The 19961-nt window shown below is 71.9% G+C and carries 16 protein-coding genes; 9 read left to right on the top strand and 7 right to left on the bottom strand.

Going from position 1 to position 19961, the window contains the following annotated elements; translation table 11 throughout:
• Positions 1–12: 12 nt before the first annotated feature.
• Together ACQPZ4_RS38695 and ACQPZ4_RS38690 are read right to left on the bottom strand one after the other, a co-directional pair.
• Positions 13–696: a class F sortase gene (locus ACQPZ4_RS38695; protein ID WP_433047484.1), complete on the bottom strand. Its 684-nt coding sequence runs from the start codon at positions 694–696 to the stop codon at positions 13–15.
• 2 nt (positions 697–698) lie between these two features.
• The gene (locus tag ACQPZ4_RS38690; protein ID WP_433047481.1) at positions 699–1232 is read right to left on the bottom strand and encodes a hypothetical protein; all 534 of its coding nucleotides are present in this window, start codon (positions 1230–1232) and stop codon (positions 699–701) included.
• Positions 1233–1481: 249 nt separating this feature from the next.
• On the opposite strand from ACQPZ4_RS38690, the gene ACQPZ4_RS38685 reads away from it, so the two are divergent.
• Both ACQPZ4_RS38685 and ACQPZ4_RS38680 read left to right on the top strand, forming a co-directional pair.
• Positions 1482–5129 (top strand): choice-of-anchor D domain-containing protein, encoded by a 3648-nt coding sequence (locus tag ACQPZ4_RS38685; RefSeq protein WP_433047478.1) that lies wholly within the window; start codon positions 1482–1484, stop codon positions 5127–5129.
• A gap of 43 nt (positions 5130–5172) precedes the next feature.
• Positions 5173–6375, top strand: a complete 1203-nt coding sequence (locus tag ACQPZ4_RS38680; RefSeq protein ID WP_433047475.1) for a PQQ-dependent sugar dehydrogenase — start codon at positions 5173–5175, stop codon at positions 6373–6375.
• Positions 6376–6380: 5 nt separating this feature from the next.
• Here the strand turns inward: ACQPZ4_RS38680 and ACQPZ4_RS38675 are convergent, their stop codons facing one another.
• Together ACQPZ4_RS38675 and ACQPZ4_RS38670 are read right to left on the bottom strand one after the other, a co-directional pair.
• On the bottom strand, positions 6381–8795 hold the full coding sequence (locus ACQPZ4_RS38675; RefSeq protein WP_433047472.1) for an alpha-amylase family glycosyl hydrolase: 2415 nt from the start codon (positions 8793–8795) through the stop codon (positions 6381–6383).
• Between the two features lie 200 nt (positions 8796–8995).
• Positions 8996–9757, bottom strand: coding sequence for an SDR family NAD(P)-dependent oxidoreductase (locus tag ACQPZ4_RS38670; RefSeq protein ID WP_433047469.1), 762 nt, complete (start codon positions 9755–9757; stop codon positions 8996–8998).
• Between the two features lie 102 nt (positions 9758–9859).
• Between ACQPZ4_RS38670 and ACQPZ4_RS38665 the strand changes: the two genes are divergently transcribed.
• Positions 9860–10825, top strand: a complete 966-nt coding sequence (locus tag ACQPZ4_RS38665; RefSeq protein ID WP_433047466.1) for a cation diffusion facilitator family transporter — start codon at positions 9860–9862, stop codon at positions 10823–10825.
• Positions 10826–10865: 40 nt separating this feature from the next.
• Complete coding sequence (locus tag ACQPZ4_RS38660) at positions 10866–12041, top strand: hypothetical protein (RefSeq protein ID WP_433047463.1); 1176 nt, start codon at positions 10866–10868, stop codon at positions 12039–12041.
• A gap of 1 nt (position 12042) precedes the next feature.
• Here the strand turns inward: ACQPZ4_RS38660 and ACQPZ4_RS38655 are convergent, their stop codons facing one another.
• From ACQPZ4_RS38655 to ACQPZ4_RS38645, 3 genes are read right to left on the bottom strand one after another with little or no spacing between them, the layout of a single operon-like run.
• Positions 12043–12987, bottom strand: coding sequence for a carbohydrate ABC transporter permease (locus ACQPZ4_RS38655; RefSeq protein WP_433047460.1), 945 nt, complete (start codon positions 12985–12987; stop codon positions 12043–12045).
• Positions 12988–12995: 8 nt separating this feature from the next.
• Positions 12996–13967, bottom strand: a complete 972-nt coding sequence (locus ACQPZ4_RS38650) for a carbohydrate ABC transporter permease (RefSeq protein WP_433047457.1) — start codon at positions 13965–13967, stop codon at positions 12996–12998.
• Complete coding sequence (locus ACQPZ4_RS38645) at positions 13964–15211, bottom strand: ABC transporter substrate-binding protein (protein WP_433047454.1); 1248 nt, start codon at positions 15209–15211, stop codon at positions 13964–13966. Before ACQPZ4_RS38645 ends, ACQPZ4_RS38650 begins: the two co-directional genes overlap by 4 nt.
• Positions 15212–15577: 366 nt before the next feature.
• Here ACQPZ4_RS38645 and ACQPZ4_RS38640 point away from each other — a divergent pair, with 366 nt between their 5' ends.
• The 5 genes from ACQPZ4_RS38640 to ACQPZ4_RS38620 all read left to right on the top strand — a co-directional run bounded on the left by ACQPZ4_RS38640 (position 15578) and on the right by ACQPZ4_RS38620 (position 19894).
• A complete protein-coding gene (locus tag ACQPZ4_RS38640; protein ID WP_433047451.1) occupies positions 15578–15883 on the top strand; it encodes an STAS domain-containing protein in 306 nt (101 codons plus the stop codon).
• 56 nt (positions 15884–15939) lie between these two features.
• Positions 15940–16365, top strand: coding sequence for a hypothetical protein (locus tag ACQPZ4_RS38635; protein WP_433047448.1), 426 nt, complete (start codon positions 15940–15942; stop codon positions 16363–16365).
• A gap of 10 nt (positions 16366–16375) precedes the next feature.
• Complete coding sequence (locus ACQPZ4_RS38630; RefSeq protein WP_433047445.1) at positions 16376–16798, top strand: TOBE domain-containing protein; 423 nt, start codon at positions 16376–16378, stop codon at positions 16796–16798.
• A gap of 80 nt (positions 16799–16878) precedes the next feature.
• Positions 16879–17604: an ABC transporter ATP-binding protein gene (locus tag ACQPZ4_RS38625; RefSeq protein ID WP_433047442.1), complete on the top strand. Its 726-nt coding sequence runs from the start codon at positions 16879–16881 to the stop codon at positions 17602–17604.
• A 4-nt stretch (positions 17605–17608) separates the two neighbouring features.
• Positions 17609–19894 carry an FtsX-like permease family protein gene (locus ACQPZ4_RS38620; protein ID WP_433047439.1) on the top strand — a complete coding sequence of 762 codons (2286 nt, stop codon included), beginning with the start codon at positions 17609–17611 and terminating at the stop codon, positions 19892–19894.
• The last annotated feature ends 67 nt before the right edge of the window (positions 19895–19961 follow it).

Below are 19961 nucleotides of genomic sequence, written 5' to 3'. Positions count from 1 at the left end.
CAGTCTGACCGCTCAGCCGGAGCGCTCCAAGCGCGCGTACACGAGAATGTTCCCCCGGTACTCGTGCTTCAGGCGGTCGAACGTGCCGCCGCAGGTGACGAGCCGCAGGGCCGGATAGTCGACCGGCCCGTAGACGTCGTCGGTCGGGAAGTCGTTCTTCGGCACCTCGACGACCCGCTCGACCACGAAGACGGCCACGCTGCCGTCCTCCCGCCGCACGCTCGCCGTGTCGCCGGGCCGCAGCTCACGCAGCCGGTAGAAGACGGCCGGCCCGTCGTGCGCGGTGTCCACGTGGCCGAGGATGACCGCCGGCCCGACCTCGCCGGGGGTGCGCAGGTTGCGGTACCAGCCGGCCGGGGAGCCCTTCTTGAGCGGCGGCACCTGCACGGTGCCGTCGCCGTTGAGCCCGAGCGACATGAGCTCGGTGTCCACCCCGATCGCCGGGATCGCGAGCCGGACGGGTGCCGACGCACCCAGCCCGTGCGTCTCCTGCTTCGGCGCGGGCGCGGCCGAGCTGGCGATCGGGATCGGGGACATCGACGCCGCCGGCACGCTCGCGACGGGCTCGGGCGCGGCGGCGGCCGGGCGCTCCGGCGGCGGGGGAGCGGGCGACGCCCCGATCACGAGCAGCGTGAGCCCGCCGACGGCCAGCAGGCCGGTCAGCCCGTCGATCGCGATCCGGCGGCGGGTGAGCATCGTCAGCGGCGCCCGATGGCGGGGCGCATCCGGAAGACGATCAGCGCGGCCGCCACCAGCAGCAGCACGATGCCGCCGCCGGCCAGGACCGGGTTGCGCATGCCGAGCCCGTCGCCGCCACCGGTGTGCGGCGCGCCGCTCGGGGTGGGCCCGGCCCCGCCGACCCCGGCGTTGCCGTCCGACCCGTTCGCGGCCGCGGCGCTGGCGGAGCGAGCCGCGGCCGCCGACCTGGACGCGGCGGCGGCGCGCTCGGCATCGGCGGCCGCGGCAGCGGAGCGAGCGGCCGCGGCGTCGGCGGACCGGCTGGCCGAGACGCTGGCCGAGACCCGCGCCGAGACGCTCGCGGAGACGCTGGCCGACACACTGGCCGAGACGCTCGCGGAGACGGCCGGGCCGGCGTTGTCGCTGCCGTCATCCCCGGTGAACTGGCAGTACGCCAGCAGCGACAGCAGGATGACGATGATGGCGGCGCCGCCGGCCGCGATGGCGGTGCGGTTGTCGCGCGGCGTGGCACGCCGTTGTCCCGTGTCGCTCATCGCTTCGTCCCCTTCCGGGAGAAGACCGCGAAAGCCCTGGTCGGTTCGAGTCTTCTACCCAGCCACCACAAGTCTGTAACGATCAATGCCCCCATCGGGTGTTGTGCCGGCTCACCGTACCGTCGATGCGTTTTGCATTTCTGAGTGCAAGTATTTCGAGCTTTGATTGGCATCTTGCGCGGAGATGTCGGGCGCGTTACGTTGCACCTCCGATCGATGCCTCTCGACACCCCCCACCCTGGAGCCGTCATGGCCGCACGCCGGCTGGTCGCTGCCCTCCTGCCACCCCTCCTTGCGCTCGGCGCCGCCACCGCCGTGCTCACCGCGCCCGCCGCCGCGGACGTCACCACCGTCTCGGTCGACACGCTGCGCACCGGCTGGGACCCCAACGAGCCCGCGCTCGGCCCGTCCGCCGTCTCCGCCGCCGACTTCGGGCAGCTCTTCGGGACCGACCTCAACGGGCAGATCTACGCCCAGCCGATCGTCGCCGCGGGCACCCTCATCGCCGCGACCGAGAACAACTGGATCTACGGCCTCAACCCGCAGACCGGCGCCATCGTCTGGTCGCGCAGCGTCGGGCCGGCCTGGCCCGCCTCGGCCATCGGCTGCGGCGACCTGGTCCCGAACATCGGCATCACCAGCACCCCGGTCTACGACCCGGCGACGAGCTCGGTGTTCTTCACCGCCAAGGTCAACGACGGCGCCGACGCGAACCACCCGCACTTCTACATGCACAAGATCGACCCGGCGACGGGCACCGAGCGCTCCGGCTGGCCGGTGACGATCCAGGGCTCGCCGAGCAACGACCCGTCGACCACCTTCAACGCCAAGACCGCGGCCCAGCGCCCCGGCCTGCTGCTGCTCGACGGCGTGGTCTACGCGGGCTTCGCCAGCCACTGCGACTACGGCCCGTACGTCGGGTACGTCGCCGGCGTCCGCACGGCCACGCCCGCCATGTCGACGCTCTGGTCCACCGAGGCCGGCCGCTCGACCGGCATGGGCGGCATCTGGCAGTCCGGCGGCGGCCTGGTCTCCGACGGCTCGGGCCGGATCATCGTGGCCACCGGCAACGGCGTCTCGCCCGCGCCCGGCCCCGGCACCAGCCCGCCCGGCACCCTGGCCGAGTCGGTGATCCGCCTGCAGGTCAACGGCGACGGCTCGCTGGCCGCGAAGGACTTCTTCAGCCCGGCCAACAACGGCAAGCTCGACCAGGACGACACCGACTTCGGCTCCGGCGGCCCGGTCGCCCTGCCCGCCTCCTTCGGCACCGCCGCCCACCCGCACCTGCTGGTGCAGACCGGCAAGGACGGCCGGGTCTTCCTGCTCGACCGGGACAACCTCGGCGGCATGGCCCAGGGCCCGGGCGGCAGCGACGCCTCGCTCGTCCCGGCGGCCGGCCCGTACAACGGCATCTGGGGCCACCCCGCGGTCTGGGGCGGCGACGGCGGCTACGTGTACCAGGTCGAGAACCAGGGCTTCCTGCGCGCCTTCAAGTACGGCGTGAACGGCAACGGCCTGCCCACGCTCACCTCGGCGGCGACCAGTCCGTCGACGTTCGGGTACACCTCCGGCTCGCCGATCGTCACCTCCAGCGGGACCACGTCCGGCTCGGCGATCGTCTGGGCCGTCTACAGCGACGGCTCGAACGGCGCCAACGGCCAGCTGCGGGCCTACGACGCCCTGCCGACCGGCGGCCAGCTGCATCTGCGCTACTCCGCCCCCATCGGTACCGCCACCAAGTTCGCGGTCCCGGCCAGCGACAACGGCCGCGTGTACGTCGGCAACCGCGACGGGCGCGTCTTCGGCTTCGGCCGCCCGACGACCGCCGCGCTGAGCGCCTCGCCGACGGACTTCGGCAACGTCGCCGTCGGCAGCACCGGCAACGCGACCGTCACGGTCACCGCCACCCGGGCCGTGCGGATCACCGCGATCAGCGCCGCCGCCCCGTTCGGCGCCACCCCGCCCACGCTGCCGGTCAGCCTCAACACCGGGCAGACCCTCGCGGTGCCGGTGCGCTTCACGCCGACCGCGGCCGGCGGCGCCACGGGCAGCCTCACGTTCACCACCGACGCCGGCACGGTCGCGCTCGACCTGCACGGCACGGGCACCAAGGCCGGCCTCGGGGCCACCCCGGCGGCGCTGTCGTTCGGCACGGTGCCGACCGGCGCCTCGAAGACGCTCGGGGTCAGCCTCACCAACACCGGCACGAGCGCGGTCACGATCACCGGCTCGACCGCGCCCGCGGCGCCGTTCAGCGCGACCGGCTTCCCGGCCAACGGCACCACGATCGCGGCCGGCGCCTCGGTGTCCGTCTCGGTGAAGTACGCCCCGACGGCGGCCGGCAACCACACCGGCTCGCTCACCGTCACCAGCTCGGCCGGTCCGGTCACGGTCCCGCTCAGCGGCACCGCGGTCACGGGGGCGGCGCACCTCACCATCACCCCGAATCCGGTCGCGTTCGGCTCGGTGACAGTCGGTACGACCGCGACCCAGACCTTCGACATCGCGAACACGGGCAACATCACGCTGACCCTGACCAAGGCCGCCCCGCCCGTGGGCGCGTTCAACACCACGACGCCGGTCTCCGAGGGCCAGCAGCTCTCGCCCGGTGACGTCATCCACCAGACGGTCACGTTCACGCCGGCGGCCCAGGGCGCGCAGTCCGCGGTCTACTCCATCACCGGCGACGACGGCCAAGGCGCGGTCCTGGTCCAGCTGACCGGCACCGGCGTGCCCCCGGCGAGCACGACCAACCTGGCCGCCGGGCGCCCGGCCACCGCCCAGTCGACCCAGGGCGGCTTCCCGGCGTCCAACGTCACCGACACCGACGCCAACTCCTACTGGGAGAGCGCGAACAACGCGTTCCCGCAGTGGGTGCAGGTCGACCTGGGCGCGCCGGCGAGCGTGGGCAAGGTGACCCTGCGCCTGCCCCCGCAGACCGCGTGGCAGGTCCGGCGCCAGACGGTGACCGTGCTGTCCAGCGTGGACGGTGCACAGTGGACGACCGCCGCGGCCGCCGCCGACTACCTCTTCGATCCGGCCACGGGCAACACCGCGAGCGCCTCCTTCCCGGCGGTCACCGCGCGCTATGTCCGGCTGAGCATCACCGCCAACACCGGATGGCCGGCCGGGCAGCTTTCCTCCTTCGAGGTGTACGGTACGAGCGCCGGCACTGCCACGCTCGCGCTCAGCCCGGCGTCGCTGCAGTTCGACGACACCGACGTCAACGAGAACAGCGAGTGGCAGACGGTGACGGTCACCAACACCGGCACCGCCGCGGCGACCGTCCAGTCCGTCACGGCGACCGGCGACTTCACGGTCACCACGACGTGCGGCACCGCGATCGCCCCGGGCGCCAACTGCACGGCCACGGTCACGTTCCACCCCAGCGCGGCCGGGAGCCGGACGGGGACGCTGACGGTGCGCAGTACCGCATCCAACGGCACCGCCACCGTCGCGCTCAGCGGCACCGGGGTGGCCGCGACCGCCACCAACCTCGCCCTGCACAAGACCGTCACCCAGTCCTCGAACACCCAGAACTACACGGGCGGCAACGCGGTCGACGGCAGCGCCGACACCTACTGGGAGAGCGCGAACAACGCCTTCCCGCAGTGGATCCAGGTCGACCTCGGCGCGACGACGCCGGTGGGCCGGGTCGTGCTGCGCCTGCCCCCGGCCACGGCGTGGGCGGCCCGCACGGAGACGGTGACCGTCACCGACTTCACCACCGGCGCCGTCCTCGTCTCGACCCGCGCCGTCGGCTTCGACCCGGCCACCGGCAACACGGCCACGCTGACCTTCCCGGCGGCGGGCGTGCGGCAGCTGCGGATCACGGTCACCGGCAACACCGGCTGGCCGGCCGGGCAGCTGTCGGAGCTGGAGGTGTACGCCTCGTAGCGGGTGACGGTGGCTCACCCGGGTTCGGCGCACGGTTTGACCCGTGCGCCGAACCAGGACCGCGCTGCTGGCCGGAGTGTCCGTCTGCCTGCTGGCCGCGTGCTCCGCGGCCCCGGCGTCGGCCGAGGGCCGCCAGCTGCCCCACGCCGACCCCACGGACTTCCACCACGCCCCGGCCGACCCGTCCGCCGGCGCCGACGCCCTGGTCTCGATCACCACGGTCGCCAGGCACCTGAACATCCCGTGGGGCCTGGGCTTCCTGCCCGACGGCAGCGCGCTGGTGACCGAGCGCGGCACGGGGCGCATCCTGCACGTGACCGGCACGGGCCAGGTGACCGAGATGGCCCACCTGAACGAGTCGACCTCCGACAACGAGGGCGGGCTGCTGGGGCTGGCGGTGTCCCCTTCGTACAAAACGGATAAAACGGTGTTTCTCTACTACACCACCAGGGACGACAACCGCATCGCCCGCCTGCACCTGGACGGCAGGTCCCGCCCCCAGCCGATCGTCACCGGCATCCCGAAGAGCGGCATCCACGACGGCGGCCGGCTCGCCTTCGGCCCGGACGGCTACCTCTACGCGACCACGGGCGAGGCCTCCCACACCGAGTCGGCCCAGAGCCTGAAGAGCCTCGGCGGCAAGATCCTGCGGATGACCGTGGACGGCAAGCCGCCGAAGGGCAACCCGTTCCCCGGCTCCCTGATCTGGTCCTACGGCCACCGCAACCCGGAGGGCCTGGCCTGGGACGCCAACGGCACCATGTACTCGTCGGAGATCGGCGAGGCGGTCTGGGACGAGCTGAACATCATCCGCCCGGGCGGCAACTACGGCTGGCCGGCGGTGGAGGGGATCGGGAACAAGCCGCAGTACATCGACCCGATCGTCGCCTGGCACCCCGAGGTCGGCGTCGCCTCGGGCGTGGCGATCCTGGGCACCACGGCCGTCGTGACGTGCCTGCGGGGGCAGCGGGTGTATCTGGTACCGCTGGGCAAGTCCCCGGCGCCGGCCGCCTCCGCCCCGTCGGAGCCCGCCACCCCGATGTCCGTGCGCTGGCGCCCGGACGCCGGAGTGGCGGCCAAACCGATGGAGGCCCTGACGGAGAAGTACGGCCGCCTGCGCACGGCGGCGACGGCCCCGGACGGCAGCGTCTGGATCACGACCTCGAACCGCGACGGCCGCAACCCGAACGGCCCCACCCTCGACGACGACCGCATCCTCCGCCTGACGCTGCGCACGGAGCGCTGAGTGAGCTACCGCAGGTACGGCCCGTCGGCGCCGACCTTGCCCGGGGCCGGATTGCCGGGCAGGGCGAGCACGTAGGCGCGCAGGTCGCCCTTGGCCGAGACGTTCGCGGTCAGCGTTCCGTTCGTCACCACCTTGACGTCGCCCGTGACGGCGTCGGTGTAGGTGCCGTTCGGGATGCCGGTGAAGGTGGCCGTCGAGGAGATCGTGACCAGGACGAAGCTGTCCACCGAGCCGCTCGTGTACCGGCGCTTGAAGGCCATCTCGCCCCCGCTGATGCCGGCCGTGGAGTACTGGCCCATCTGCAGGGCCGGGATCGCCCGGCGGATCTGGTTCAGGCGTTGGACGTGCTTCACCAGGGGCTGGCTCAGCGTCGTCGCGACCGGGCCCGAGGCGGACGCCACCGTGCCGTAGCCCGAGGCGACCACCGTGCCCGTCACACGGTCGCCGTAGTAGGCGCGGCCCGTCGTGGCCAGCGGGCAGGTCGGGCCGCAGTCGATCTGTCGGCCGGCCTGGAACTCGACTTCCGAGCCGTAGTACAGGACCGGTACGCCGCGGAAGGTCCACATCAGGGCCATGTTCTCGGCCCAGGCGTCGGTGCCGCCCGAGTAGCGGTTGGCACTCTTGTTGGGGCCGTAGTCGTGGGAGTCGACGTAGACCGCGTTGTACGTGGCGTCGTTGTTGGAGTCGTCCGAGTCCTTGCCGTTGCGGAAGGCGTTCGGGGCGTCGCCGAAGTTCATGTGCATGCGCATGTCGATGATGTTCATGCCGGAGAACTGGGTGCGGTCCGGGGCGTGGTAGTCGTTGCCGTTCAGGAAGGCGTTGGTGGACGTCGGCTGGTTGCCCGTGCCCAACTGCTCCTCATAGTTGTACTGGTCCAGCGCGGCCTGCGTGTCGTTGTCCACATAGGAGCGGCGTTCCTTCCAGGTGTAGAACTGGGCCGAGTGGTTCACCGAGCCGCGGTTCCACTTGTCGTTGACGAACGCGGCCACCTCGCCGAAGACGTAGAAGTCCTGCGCCTTCGCCGCGCCGTACTTCTCGACCAGGTGCTGCTGGATGGCCGGCAGGAAGCGGCGGTTCCACGTCACGCGGGGGATGTGCACGGCCGTGTCGACGCGGAAGCCGTCCACGCCCATGTCGATGTAGCGGTTGTACGCCCCGATGAGGTACTCCTGCACCGCCGGGTTCTCGGTGTTGAGGTCCGCGAGGTCGTCGGCCAGCCAGCAGGAACGCGCGTCCTCGCCCTCCCAGTTGCCGATCCAGCACTGGTGGTAGAGCGACGCCGGGAACATCGCGGCGGTCGGGCTGGGCCATTGGCAGGAGTGGATGGTGTACCCCTCCGGGCTGCGCTGGCCGTTCGCCTGGCCGTAGTTCGGGCACGTGTTGCCGGCCGGCGGGGTGGTCGACCACAGGTCCCCGTTGTAGGCGCGGCCGAGCGCGTTCTCCTGCATCGGGTCGTAGACCGCGCCGGGGACCTTCTCGCTGTACATCCAGTCCCACTGCCCGTCCCGCGCGCCCCAGACGGTCGGCACGTAGAGGCCGTTGGCGCCCCAGCGGGAGCTGTGGTTGTACACGACGTCCTGGTAGATCTTCAGGCCCTTGGCGTGGGCGGCGTCGATGAGATTCTGGTACGAGGCGCCGGAGGACTCCAGGCGCGGGTCGACGCGGTAGAAGTCCCAGCCGTGGTACCCGTGGTAGTCGTAGTCGGACCGGTTCAGCACCACCGGCGTGATCCAGATGGCCGAGAAGCCGAGGCCCTTGATGTAGTCGAGCTTGTCGACGAGGCCCTTGAAGTCTCCGCGGAACATGGGGTCGCTGTTGGCCGCGTTGCCGGAGCGGACATGCTGGCTGCCGCCCCGGTCGTTGCCCGGGTCGCCGTCGTAGAACCGGGCGGTGAGCACGAAGTAGATGCTCTCCTTGCGCGGGTCCCCGCCGAGCATCGTCCCGGTGGTGGCGGGCGGCGGAGGCGTGGTCGTGGGCGGCGGCGACGTGGGCGGAGTCGAGGTTGGCGGAGTCGAGGTTGGCGGTGTCGAGGTTGGCGGCGTCGACGCGCACGGGTTCGTGGCCGTCGCGGTGTTGTTGCTGACGGCGACCACCCCCGCGGCGACGGAGTAGTTGGCGCCGTTGTGGTTGTCCCAGGTGCCGGCGTTGTTGTTGAAGGTGAGCTGGGCGCCGGTGGAGGAGCCCAGCTCCAGGACGCGCGTGTACCAGCCGGAGCACGCCGGGGACATGGGCACGCCCGGCACCGCGGTCCAGGCGCCGCCGTACGGGGCCCAGTGGATGTTCACCACGGTCCAGGCGGCCGGCGCCTGGTAGTAGACGGTCAGGGTGTTGCCGGCCGCGGCGAAGGCCAGGGCGCGGGCCGGGAGCAGGGCGGCCAGCAGGCACAGGATGACGAGGAAGGTGCGTCTGCGACGGGACATGGTGGGTGGACTCTCCTTGCGCGATCCGGACGGTGGCGGGCCGAACGAAAGCCAAGGCGTTGCAACGCGTGCAGGAAGAGTCGTTGGTCGCATTCATGCTTGTCAAGCTTCTTGCAGGAATTCGCGCAGCTCAGCGGTACCAATGCGGCTTGAACTGCGCGAATCCTTTGGAAGGCCAGCAAGATCTTGCAATGATCAACTCACCGGAGCGACGTCCCGGCGCTCATGTCCAGTTCGACGCCGGTCAGGAGGGCGGCGCCGTCGGACGCGACGAACGCGGCCAGCTCGCCGACCTCCTCGAGGCTCGCCAGGCGGCCGGTCAGGGTCTCGGCGGTGAGGTAGGAGACGAGCTCGTCGCGGCCCTCGAAGCCGGGCGGGATCGTCTCGGGCAGGCCGCTGGTGCGCAGCGTGACCACGCGGATGCCGGACGGGCCGAGCTCGCACGCCAGCTGCTTGCGCAGGGACTCGACGGCGTCGAAGGTCAGGCCCATGCCGCCGACGCTGAAGCGGCGGGCGGCCTGCCAGTCGAAGGAGCCGCCGAAGTACAGGATGAGGCCCGAACCCCGCGGCACCATCACCCGGGCGGCGGCGCGGGCGGTCAGGAACTTCGAGGTGATCGAGGTGATGATCGGGCGCATGTAGTCGTCCGGGCTCATCTCGGCCAGCGGGGTGCCCTGGACGTCCTGGTCGCTGATGACGTTCACCGAGACGTCCAGGCGGCCGGAGCGCTCCAGGACGCGGGCCGTGTGCTCGTCGACGGCCCGCTCGTCCAGGGCGTCGACGGCGTCCGCCCAGGCCGTGCCGCCGGCCTCGGTGATCTCGTCGGCCACCGCCCGCACCGCGGCCAGGGTCCGCCCGGCCAGGTGCACGGTGGCCCCGTGGCGGGCGAACGCCCGGGCCATCGCCCCGCCGACGTTGCCGCCGCCACCGTAGACGACGGCCGTCCGATCCTGTAGCAACATGTGTACTCCCGTGTGTCGTCGAACCAACCATTCCTCTTCTCAACCCGCCGGGGTGCGCAAACTCATCGCGACAGGGTTGTGCGAGTGGGAGAGTCTGGAACCGTGAGCGGACACGACCACGACCACGCGCACGACCACGGCCATGACCACGGGCACGGCGTGCAGCAGGACGCCGACGGGCGGTGGCTGGCCGTCGCGCTGGCGCTGATCGGCGCGTTCATGGCCGGCGAGGTCGTCGTCGGGCTGCTCGTGCACTCGCTCGCCCTGCTCTCCGACGCCGCGCACATGCTCACCGACGCCGGGGCGATCGTGCTCGCGCTCGTGGCCATGCGGCTGGCGGCGCGGCCGCCGAAAGGGGGGTACACCTTCGGCCTGAAACGGGCGGAGATCCTCTCGGCCCAGGCGAACGGGCTCACCATGCTGATCCTCGCCGCGGTGCTGGCCGTCGAGGCGGTGCGGCGGCTGGTCCACCCGCCGGACGTGGTCGGGCTGCCGGTGCTCGTCACCGCGGTCGCCGGGATCGGGGTCAACCTGCTCGCGAGCTGGGCGCTGAGCCGGGCCAACCGGACCAGCCTGAACGTCGAGGGCGCGTTCCAGCACGTGCTCAACGACCTGTTCGCGTTCATCGCCACGGCGATCGCCGGGCTGGTCATGGTCACGACCGGGTTCACCCGGGCCGACCCGATCGCCACGCTGCTCGTCGTGGCGCTCATGGTCCGCGCCGGGCTCGGGCTGGTCCGGGCGTCCGGGCGGATCTTCCTGGAGGCGGCGCCGAGCGGGATCGATCCGCCGGCGCTGGGCGAGCGGCTGGCGGCGATGGCGCACGTGGTGGAGGTACACGATCTGCACGTCTGGCAGATCACCTCGGGGGAGCCCGCGCTGTCGGCGCACGTGCTGGTCGCCCCGGGCCGCGACTGCCACGCGGTGCGGGCGGCGATCGAGGAGCTGCTGCGCCGGGAGTACGCGCTCACGCACAGCACCCTGCAGGTCGACCACGCGGGCGCCGGGCCGCAGGATCCGGACGCGCACTGCGAGGACGCGCACGGGATCGCCTACCGCGCCTCATAGCGGCTCCCGGGGATGGCGATCGATCGCTACCGTGTTGGCCATGGCCGATCCGCTGCGCCCCTCGCTGATGACCAAGATGCGCGCCTCGCTCGCCAAGGAGCGCGACGCGATGGTGCTGGAGGCGCTGCGCGCCGCGGGCAAGGCCGCCTACGACGAGATGATGTACGCCGACCAGGCCCGCGAGCAGCTCGCCGCGGACGGCCGCAGCGTCTGGGACGCCCCGCGGTCGACGGGCAGCCTGCTGGTGGCGGCCTGGAACGGGTACGTCCTGCAGACCCTCGGCGAGCGCTTCCTCGACGCCGACTACGCGGCCGGCCCCCGCACCGTCGGCTACGTCCCGGCGGTCACCTTCGACCAGGTCTCGGCCTGGCTCTCGGCGGTCGAGGGCTGGGTGTCGCGGGCGCGGCAGGCCCGGGTCAACCCCGACTACGACATCGCGCTGGAGCTGAGCCTGCCCGCCGGCCTGCCCGAGTGGGCCGAGGAGCGGACCTGCCCGCCCGAGCACCTCAGCGCGCTGCTGGCCGCCGTCCCGCCGCTGCGCCAGCACATCGACGTGGCCATCTACGGGCTGGAGCGCTCCGGCGTGCCCGAGGAGCAGCAGGCCGCCGTCAACCGGCTCAAGCAGCTCAACGCCGAGGCGACCGCGGCCGCCGACTACGCCGAGGCGCTGCGCACCGACCGGCACGACGCGCGGCTGCACGAGCTGATCGAGAACAACCTCAAGAACGCGCTGGAGATCTGGTTCCACGTCGGCCAGCTGGCGGCGATGCCCGGCCTGCTGACCCGGTACGAGTCGCTGCGCCTGGCCGCCCGCCCGGACGTGGCCGCCCTGCCCGGCGGGCACCGCTTCGACCCGTGGTGCCTGACCGACCGGGTCACGCTGCGCCGCTGGCAGACCGACAAGCAGGCCAAGGAGGCGATCGCCCACCTGTGGCGCAACGACCCGGACCCGGCGGCCACCCTCGCCCTCAAGGTCGAGCTGGACGAGGCCCTGGCCGACGGCGACGTGGTGCTGTACCGCACCCGCGACGGCAGCAGCTGCTACTACGAGTGCCCGTGGGCGCCGCTGTACGAGGTGCGCCGCCCGCTGCAGATCGGCGGCCGCAAGCTGCGCGTCCTGCAGCAGTTCACCCTGGACGTCTCCGCCCAGGGCGGCCGCTTCCGCCGCGGCATCGTCGTCGGCCCCTTCGAAGCCACCGAAGAGGTCGAGTACTGAGCTAGCGCTCCTGCAGCGTGCCCGCCAGCAGGCCGCGCATGAAGAAGCGTCCCAGCAGCACGTAGATGGCGAGGGTCGGCAGGCTCACCAGCAGCGCGCCGGCCATCGCCTGGCCGAACGGCACCGACTGGCCGCCGGCCACGTTGTTCAGGGCGATCGTCACCGGCCACGAGTCGCGGCTGGTCATCATCGCGCCGAACATGAAGTCGTTCCAGGACGACGTGAACTGCCAGATGATGGCCACCGCGAAGGCCGGCTTGGCCAGCGGTACCGCAAGATCCACCCAGGTTCGCAGCACGCCCGCGCCGTCCAGGCGGGCCGACTCCAGCAGGGCGTCGGGCATGGACACGAAGTGGTTGCGGAAGATCAGCGTGGTGATCGGCAGGCCGTAGATGATGTGGATCAGCATCAGGCCGAGCAGGCCGCCGGTGGCGTCGCCGGAGCCGCGCAGGCCGACCGCGGTCATGGTCTGCGAGACCGGGATGATGACCGCCTGGTACGGCACGAAGATGCCGAACAGGATCAGCGGGAATACCACGTTGGACAGCGGGAAGCGGAACTTCGACAGCACGAAGCCGTTCGCGCAGCCCAGCAGGGCCGAGATGAGGCTGGCCGGAATGGACAGGGCCAGCGAGTTGCGGAAGCCCGAGGAGAGCTTGGGCAGCACGGCCGAGAAGTTGTCGAACGACAGGCTCGTCGGCAGCTCCCAGATCCGGGTCACCGAGACGTCGGCCGGGTTCTTGAAGCTGGTCACGATCAGCACGTAGACCGGCATGAGGAAGAACGCGGCCAGGGCCCACAGCACGAGGTACCGCAGCGTCGTGCGCACCGGCCCCGGGCGCTGCCAGCGCGGGACCGCCGACAGGTCGGGCGGCGTCTCACCGGGCGTGGGCAGCCGGGTGGGCCGGGTGGGCTGATAGGGAACGACGGCGGTTGCACGCACCATCGAAGAAGTCACCGCCGTTCCGTGCGCAGGCTGTACCAGACGTAGGGGCCGACGACCAGGGCCACCCCGAGGAGCAGGACCGTGGCGATGGTGGCGCCGCGGTCGTAGAAGCCGCCGTCGAACGTGGTGAACCACATGTACAGCGACGGCGTGTCGATGCGCAGGTTGCCCTGGTCGAGCGCGTAGAGCAGGTCGAACGTCTTCAGCGAGATGTGGATCATGATGAGCAGGGCGCTGAACGTCACCGGGCGCAGCGCGGGCCGCACCACGTGCCAGAAGACCTGGGTCTCGCTGGCCCCGTCCATGCGGGCCGACTCGCGCAGGGTGTCGTTGACGCCGCGCATGCCGGCCAGGAAGAGCGCCATCACGTACCCCGACAGCGCCCACCCGGCCGGCAGCGCGACGGCCGAGATGGCCCAGATCGAGTCCGACTTGTGCCAGTCGCTGCGCAGGAACCCGAGGCCGACGTCGGCCAGGAGCTTGTTGAGCCCGGCGGTGTCGTTGCCGGAGCCGTTGTCGAGCAGCCAGCGCCACACGATCGCGGTGGCGATGAACGAGATGGCCATCGGGAACAGGAACACGCCGCGCAGGAAGCCCTCGCCGCGCACGCCCCGGTCCAGCAGCATCGCCATGAAGAAGCCGAGCAGCATGGCGCCGGCCACGAAGACCACCGTGAAGATGATCAGGTTGCGCATGTCGGCCCGGAAGCGCTCGTCGTGCAGCAGCGCGGTGTAGTTGTCGAAGCCGACGAGGTGGTACTTCGGGGAGAGTCCGCGCCAGTTCGTGAAGGAGACCCGGACGTTCCAGCCGAGGAATCCGTAGACGAAGATGCCGATGAGGATCAGCGACGGCGACACCAGCAGGAGCCCGGGCAGCCACCGCGGCCCGCGCTGCTTGCGGGGCCGCCGCTGCTTCGGCGCGACCGCGGGCCGTTCGGGCTCCGAGGAGTGCCGGGCGCGATGGACTACTGGGGCGTTCACTGCGTCTCCCGGTACTGCAGCTCGACGGTCCGCGCGAACTTGGCCTGGTCGTCGTCCTGCACGAACAGGCCGAGGGCCGAGTCGATCTCCGCGTTGTACGCGTTGTTGGCCACCACGCCGTGGGTCAGCGACCCGACGATGCGGGTCTTCGGGTCGCGCCACTGCTGCAGCGCCCAGCTCAGATAGTTCTTGTACAGCGCCGCGTCGGCGTCGGTGCGCGCCGGGATCGAGCCCTTCAGCGGGTTGAACAGGTTCTGCCCGTCGGTCGAGCCGCACTCGATGAGCCACTTGCGGGCCAGGTCGGGCCGGCGGGCGCCGGTCGGCAGCGTGAACGAGTCGGACAGGAAGTCGTAGATCCCGTCGGTGCCCGGCGAGGCGACCACGTTGTAGCCGGTCTGCCACGCGAGGTTCTTGGTCTGCTCGAGGTACGAGCTGGACCAGTCGCCCATCACGGCGTACACGGCGGAACCGGAAACCACCTTGTCCAGCTGGGGCTGCCAATCGCCGGCGGCCGACTTGACGTCGGAGACCGCCAGCACCTTGGTGTAGGTGTCCAGGGCACCGGTGACCTCGGGCGAGAGCCAGCTGAGCTGACCGGCCCAGAGCTTGTCGTAGTTGTCCGCCCCGAGCTCGCCGAGCAGCACGGTCTCCAGCAGGTGCTTCTGCGTCCACTCCGGCCCGACGGCGAGCGGGATCTTGCCCTTGGCCTTGATCTGCTCGGCCTGCGCCAGGAACTCTTTCCAGGTCTTCGGCGGGGCGGAGATGCCCAGGTCCTTGAGGGTCTTCGGCAGGTACCACATGAGATTGGCGCGGTGGATGTTCACCGGCACCGCGTAGATGCGGTCGTCGATCGTCAGGTTCTCGATCAGGCCCTTGGGGAAGACCTTGTTCCAGCCCTGCTGCCGGTACAGGTCCGAGAGGTCCTGCACCTTGCCCGAGCGCACGTCGTCGAGCAGCTCGAGCCCGGCGTGGCGCTGGTAGGAGTCCGGCGGGTCGTTGGCCAGCAACCGGCTGGCCAGGATGGCCTTGGCGTTGGAGCCCGCACCACCGGAGACGGCGGCGTTGACGAACCGCACGCCCGGGTTGGTGCCCTCGAAGGACTTGGCCATCGCGGCCAGCCCCTCCTCCTCACCCGGACCGGTCCACCACGAGTACACCTCGAGTTGGTCGTTGCTCGCGCCCCGCACCGCGAACATCGACAGCCCACAGATCAGTGAGACCACGACGATCGACAGAATCGCCAAGCGGCCTTTCCACACGCCTAACCCTCCAGCGGTGCCGAGAACTGGCGCGGCGCGGCGACTCCATCCGGCGGGGCGGCGCACGCATGTCGTCCAGGGACGGTAGTGCTGGTACGTAGAGGTTGCCGATGGAACCTTAGGGCGCTACCGAGCGTCGATCGGTCACTTACTTACGCCGAACGGGGGACCTTTCATCACGGCGTAATGTAACAGTCGCTGGTGGTGTTGTCTGACGATTCCCGCTGGCCAGGTGGCTTCTGTGGGAGCGCTACCATAACAGGCACAAAGTTACCTGTTCACATTGATGGGGAAACTTCGTTACGGTGGCTTCGGGTGCAACTCATTCACCGACACCCTCGGAGGCAGCACGTGCCGCACGAGAGTTCACCGGTCGCCGTCACACTCCGCCATGACCCCAGCCCCGCCGTCGCGATCCTCTTCCAGGGCGAGATCGACGCGTCCTGGGCCGCCCACGCACAGCACAGCCTGGTCGAGGCCCTGCGCCACCGGCCGGACCCGATCGTCATCGACCTGCGGGGGGCGACCCGCCTCGACCCGCGCGTGGTCGGCGCGATCCTGGCCACCATCGACGCCGCCGACGACCTGGACGTGCCCGTGGAGGTCCTCCTGGGCGCGGCCGACCCGACGGGAGGACTGCTCGCGCCGGCCGCCTGAAATGCGGCCGCTCCCGGGCCGTCGCGGACCGCCTGACATCTGCTAACAATGTCGGCATGAATCGACTCGGGTGGACGGTGACGACCGCGGCGGCGGTGGTGCTGGTGTGTGGCGGCGGCGCGTTCGCCGTGGGGTTCCCCCAGCGCTCCTCGTTCCTGGCCGACCAGGAGCGGCAGGCCTGCTCGCTGTTCGCCAAGACCTCCCCGTTCGGCGAGGTCAACAGCTGCATCGACCTGGGCCGCCGGACGCCGCCGATCTCCGGGCCGGGGCACGTGTTCCTGCTGCTGGAAACCGTCCAGGGCCCCACCGTCGTGCGGATCGACTACTCGGGCACGGACAGCGAGCAGTTCACCGCCACCGCCGTCGAGGTGCCGACCTACGAGTCGCCGGGCATCTCGCACGAGACGAGCGAGCGGCTCAAGACCGGCATCGACTCCCGGGGCGGGCTCAAGACCAGCCCGTGGAAGGTGTACCCGGCGTAGGGTCGCAAGGGTGCGTCTGAGTATTCGCAACCGGCTGGCCGGTGAGGTCGTGGCAGTCGAGGCCGGCGAGGTCATGGGTACGGTCCGGGTCGCACTCGGGGGTGGGCTGGAGATCACCGCGGCCATCACCCTCGAGTCGGTTCGGGAGCTGGGGCTTTCGAGCGGGCAGCGGGTCGTCGCGCTCGTGAAGTCCACCGAGGTGGCCATCGGGCTCGGGGAGCTGCCCCGGATGAGCATTCGCAACCGGCTGCCCGGGCGGATCACCGAGGTCGAGCACGGGGCCGTCATGACCACCGTGCAGCTCGCGACGGCCGGCGGGGACACCGTCACGGCGGCCATCACCAAGGACGCGGCCGAGGACCTCGGGCTCGAACCCGGGCTCGACGCCATCGCGCTCATCAAATCGACCGAGGTCAGCATTGCCCTGACCTGACCGTGGTGGGGACAGCCCCACCACGAGGACGCCAGCCGGCGGGCGTGAGACGGGCGGTCGATCCCGGTGAGATGGAGGGCATGACCGAAGACGTCGTGTCGCTTGTCGGGGTGCAGAAGCGGTTCGGCAGCGTCGTCGCGCTGGACGGCGTGACGCTGGGGTTCGCGCGTGGGACATTTACGGCGGTCATGGGGCCGTCCGGGTCGGGCAAGTCGACGCTCCTGCAGGCCGCGGCCGGGCTGGAGCGGCCCAGCGCCGGGGCGGTACACGTGGCCGGGGTCGACCTGGGCTCGCTCAACGAGACCGGGCTGACGCTGCTGCGGCGGGAGCGGATCGGGTTCGTCTTTCAGGCGTTCAATCTGCTGTCGTCGCTCAGCGCCGAGCAGAACGTGGCGCTGCCGTTGCGGCTCGCCGGGAAGCGGCCGGCCAAGAAGGACGTGCGGGCCGTGCTCGCCGCCGTCGGGCTGGCCGATCGGGCGCGGCACCGGCCGGCCGAGCTGTCCGGCGGGCAGCAGCAGCGGGTCGCCATCGCGCGGGCCATCATCACGCGGCCGGACGTGCTCTTCGCCGACGAGCCGACCGGGGCGCTCGACTCGCGGACCGGGCGCGAGGTGCTCGGGCTGCTGCGGTCCATGGTGGACGGCCAGGGGCAGACCGTCGTGATGGTGACCCACGACCCGTTCGCGGCCGCGCACGCCGACCGGGTGGTGTTCCTGGCCGACGGGCGGGTGGTGGCCGAGATGACCGGGCCGACGCCGCAGGCCGTGGCCGAGCGCATGACGGACCTCGAGACGGCGGGGGTGTAGGGCCGTGCTCGGGATCTCGCTGCAGACCGTCCGGGCCCGCTGGGCCTCGTTCGCCGGGACCTTCATCGCGCTCGCGCTCGGGGTGGCGCTGCTGGCCACCACCGGGCTCACGCTCGCCTCCAGTGTCGGGGGCGGCCGCGAACCCGTCTGGTACGACACCGCCGACGTCGTCGTCGCCGGGCAGAACAGCATCGAGGTCGTCGTCGATCCCGGGACCGAGGACGAGTACACGGCCGGCACCTCCACCAACCGCTCCCGCCCGCTGCCCGCCGACCTCGCGGCGCGGCTGCCCGGCGCGGTCGTCGACCGGTGGCTGCCCGGCAACGCCCACCCGTGGTCGGCCGCGGCGCTGCACGGGCTGCCCGCGGACGCCGGTCCGAAGCAGGACGACCAGGTGGTCGTGGCGGGGCCGCGGACGGGGGAGATCACCATCCTCGGGCGGACCTTCGCGGTCGCGGGCACCGTGCCCGGGCCGGCGGCGGTCTACCTCACCGACCGCGCGGCCGAGGAGCTCAGCGGCGGGCGGATCGACGCGATCGCCGTGCGGGGCATGAGCGCCGCCGACGTGCGCAAGGCGGTCGGCGAAGGGCCGCGGGTGCTGACCGGCGACGCGCGCGCCGAGGCCGAGCCGGACGCGGACGGCGACCTGCTCGCGGTGGCCGCCTCGCTGATGGGCACCACGGCCGGCGTGGCCGCGTTCGTCGCGGTGTTCGTGGTCGCCGGCACGTTCGCGTTCGCGGTGGCGCAGCGGCGGCGGGAGCTCGCGCTGCTGCGGGCGGCCGGGGCCACCCCGCGCCAGGTGCGCCGGCTGGTGCTCGGCGAGGCGATCGTCGTCGGCGTGGTGGCCGGGCTCGCCGGGTGCGCGGCCGGGCTGCTCGCCGCGCCGCCGTTCGCGCACTCCATGGCCCGCAACGGGTTCGCGCCGAGCGGCTTCACCGCCGGGTTCGTGTGGTGGCCGCTGCTGGCCGCGTTCGGGGCCGGGCTGCTCGTAGCCGTCATCGGCGCGGCGGTCGCGGCGCGGCGGGCCGGGCGGGTCCGGCCGATCGAGGCGCTGCGGGAGGCCTCGGTCGAGCCGCGCGTGATGACCGCCGGGCGCTGGGTGTTCGGGCTGGCGTTCCTGGCCGGCACCGCGGCCATGCTGATCTGGGTTCCCGTCGAAGGGCCCGAAGCCATCGCGCTGGTACTGCTCGACGCCCAACTCGCCATCACCGGCATCGCCCTGTTCGCGCCGCTGCTGGCCCCCGGCGCCGCCTGGCTCACGGGCAGGCTCCTCCCGGGCGTGACGGCGGCCCTGGCCCGCGACGGCGCCCTGACCGCGGTGCGGCGCACGGCGTCCACGGTCGCGCCGATCCTGCTCACGGCGGGCATCGCGGCGAGTACCCTGGCCGCCACGGCCACCATCTGGCGGGCCGAGGCCGACGCGAGCGCCGCGCGGCTCACCGCGACCGGAGTGCTGATCGACCCGGTCACCACGCCGGCCGGTGGGGTGCCGGTCGCGCACGGGACGGTGTACATCGACCAGGACGAGTACGCCGAGCCGTTCGACGCCCTCTTCGCCGGGCCCGGCCTCGGCCGCGTGATGCGGGTGGGCACGGAGCCGGCCGAGGGGACCGTCGTCGTCGGGCACGGGCTCGCCGCATCGATGCACTGGCGCGCGGGCGGCACCGCGGACTTCTGGCTCGACGACTCCACCCCGGTGCACCTGCGCGTGGCCGGCGTGCTGGAACCGGCGTTCGACCTGGACGACTCGGTGCTGCTGCCGTGGTCGCTCGGCCCCGGCCACCCGGACGCCGTCTTCCTGACCGGCCCGGCCGCGGGGGTGGAGGGCACCGTGCTCAGCGCGCCCGAGTACTTCGCCGCCCTGGAGGCCGACCAGCGCCGGATGAACGACCTGGCGCTGCTCACGGTGCTCGGCATGGCGCTGCTGTACACCACGATCGCCATCGCCAACACGCTCGTCATGGCCACCGCCGACCGGTCCCGCGACCTCGCCGTGCTGCGGCTGGCCGGCACCACGCCCCGGCAGGTGCTGGGCATGGTGGGGCTGGAGGCGCTGCTGGCGTCGGCGGCGGGCGTGATCCTGGCCTGGCTCGTGGCGGGCGTGATGCTGCTGGCCATGGTCCCGCACCTGCACACCGCCGGCGGAGCGGACCCGGTCCTCGTGGTGCCGTGGACGCCGGTGCTGACGGTCGCGGGCGTCTGCGCCGCCGTGGCCCTCGTGGCGGCCCTGATCCCCGCCGCGCTCGCCCTGCGCACGCCGGCGGCCCGCATGGCCGCCATCCGCGAGTGACGCACCGGGCGAAACCGTAAAGCGGCGTACGAAGTGGCCGATTGGGCTCCCGGGTGACACCGGAGGG

This window comes from Dactylosporangium sp. CS-033363 (genome assembly GCF_050942475.1).
Classification (GTDB): domain Bacteria; phylum Actinomycetota; class Actinomycetes; order Mycobacteriales; family Micromonosporaceae; genus Dactylosporangium.
Note: the sequence above shows the minus strand (reverse complement) of the source record. Positions and strands in the feature narration are given on the sequence as shown.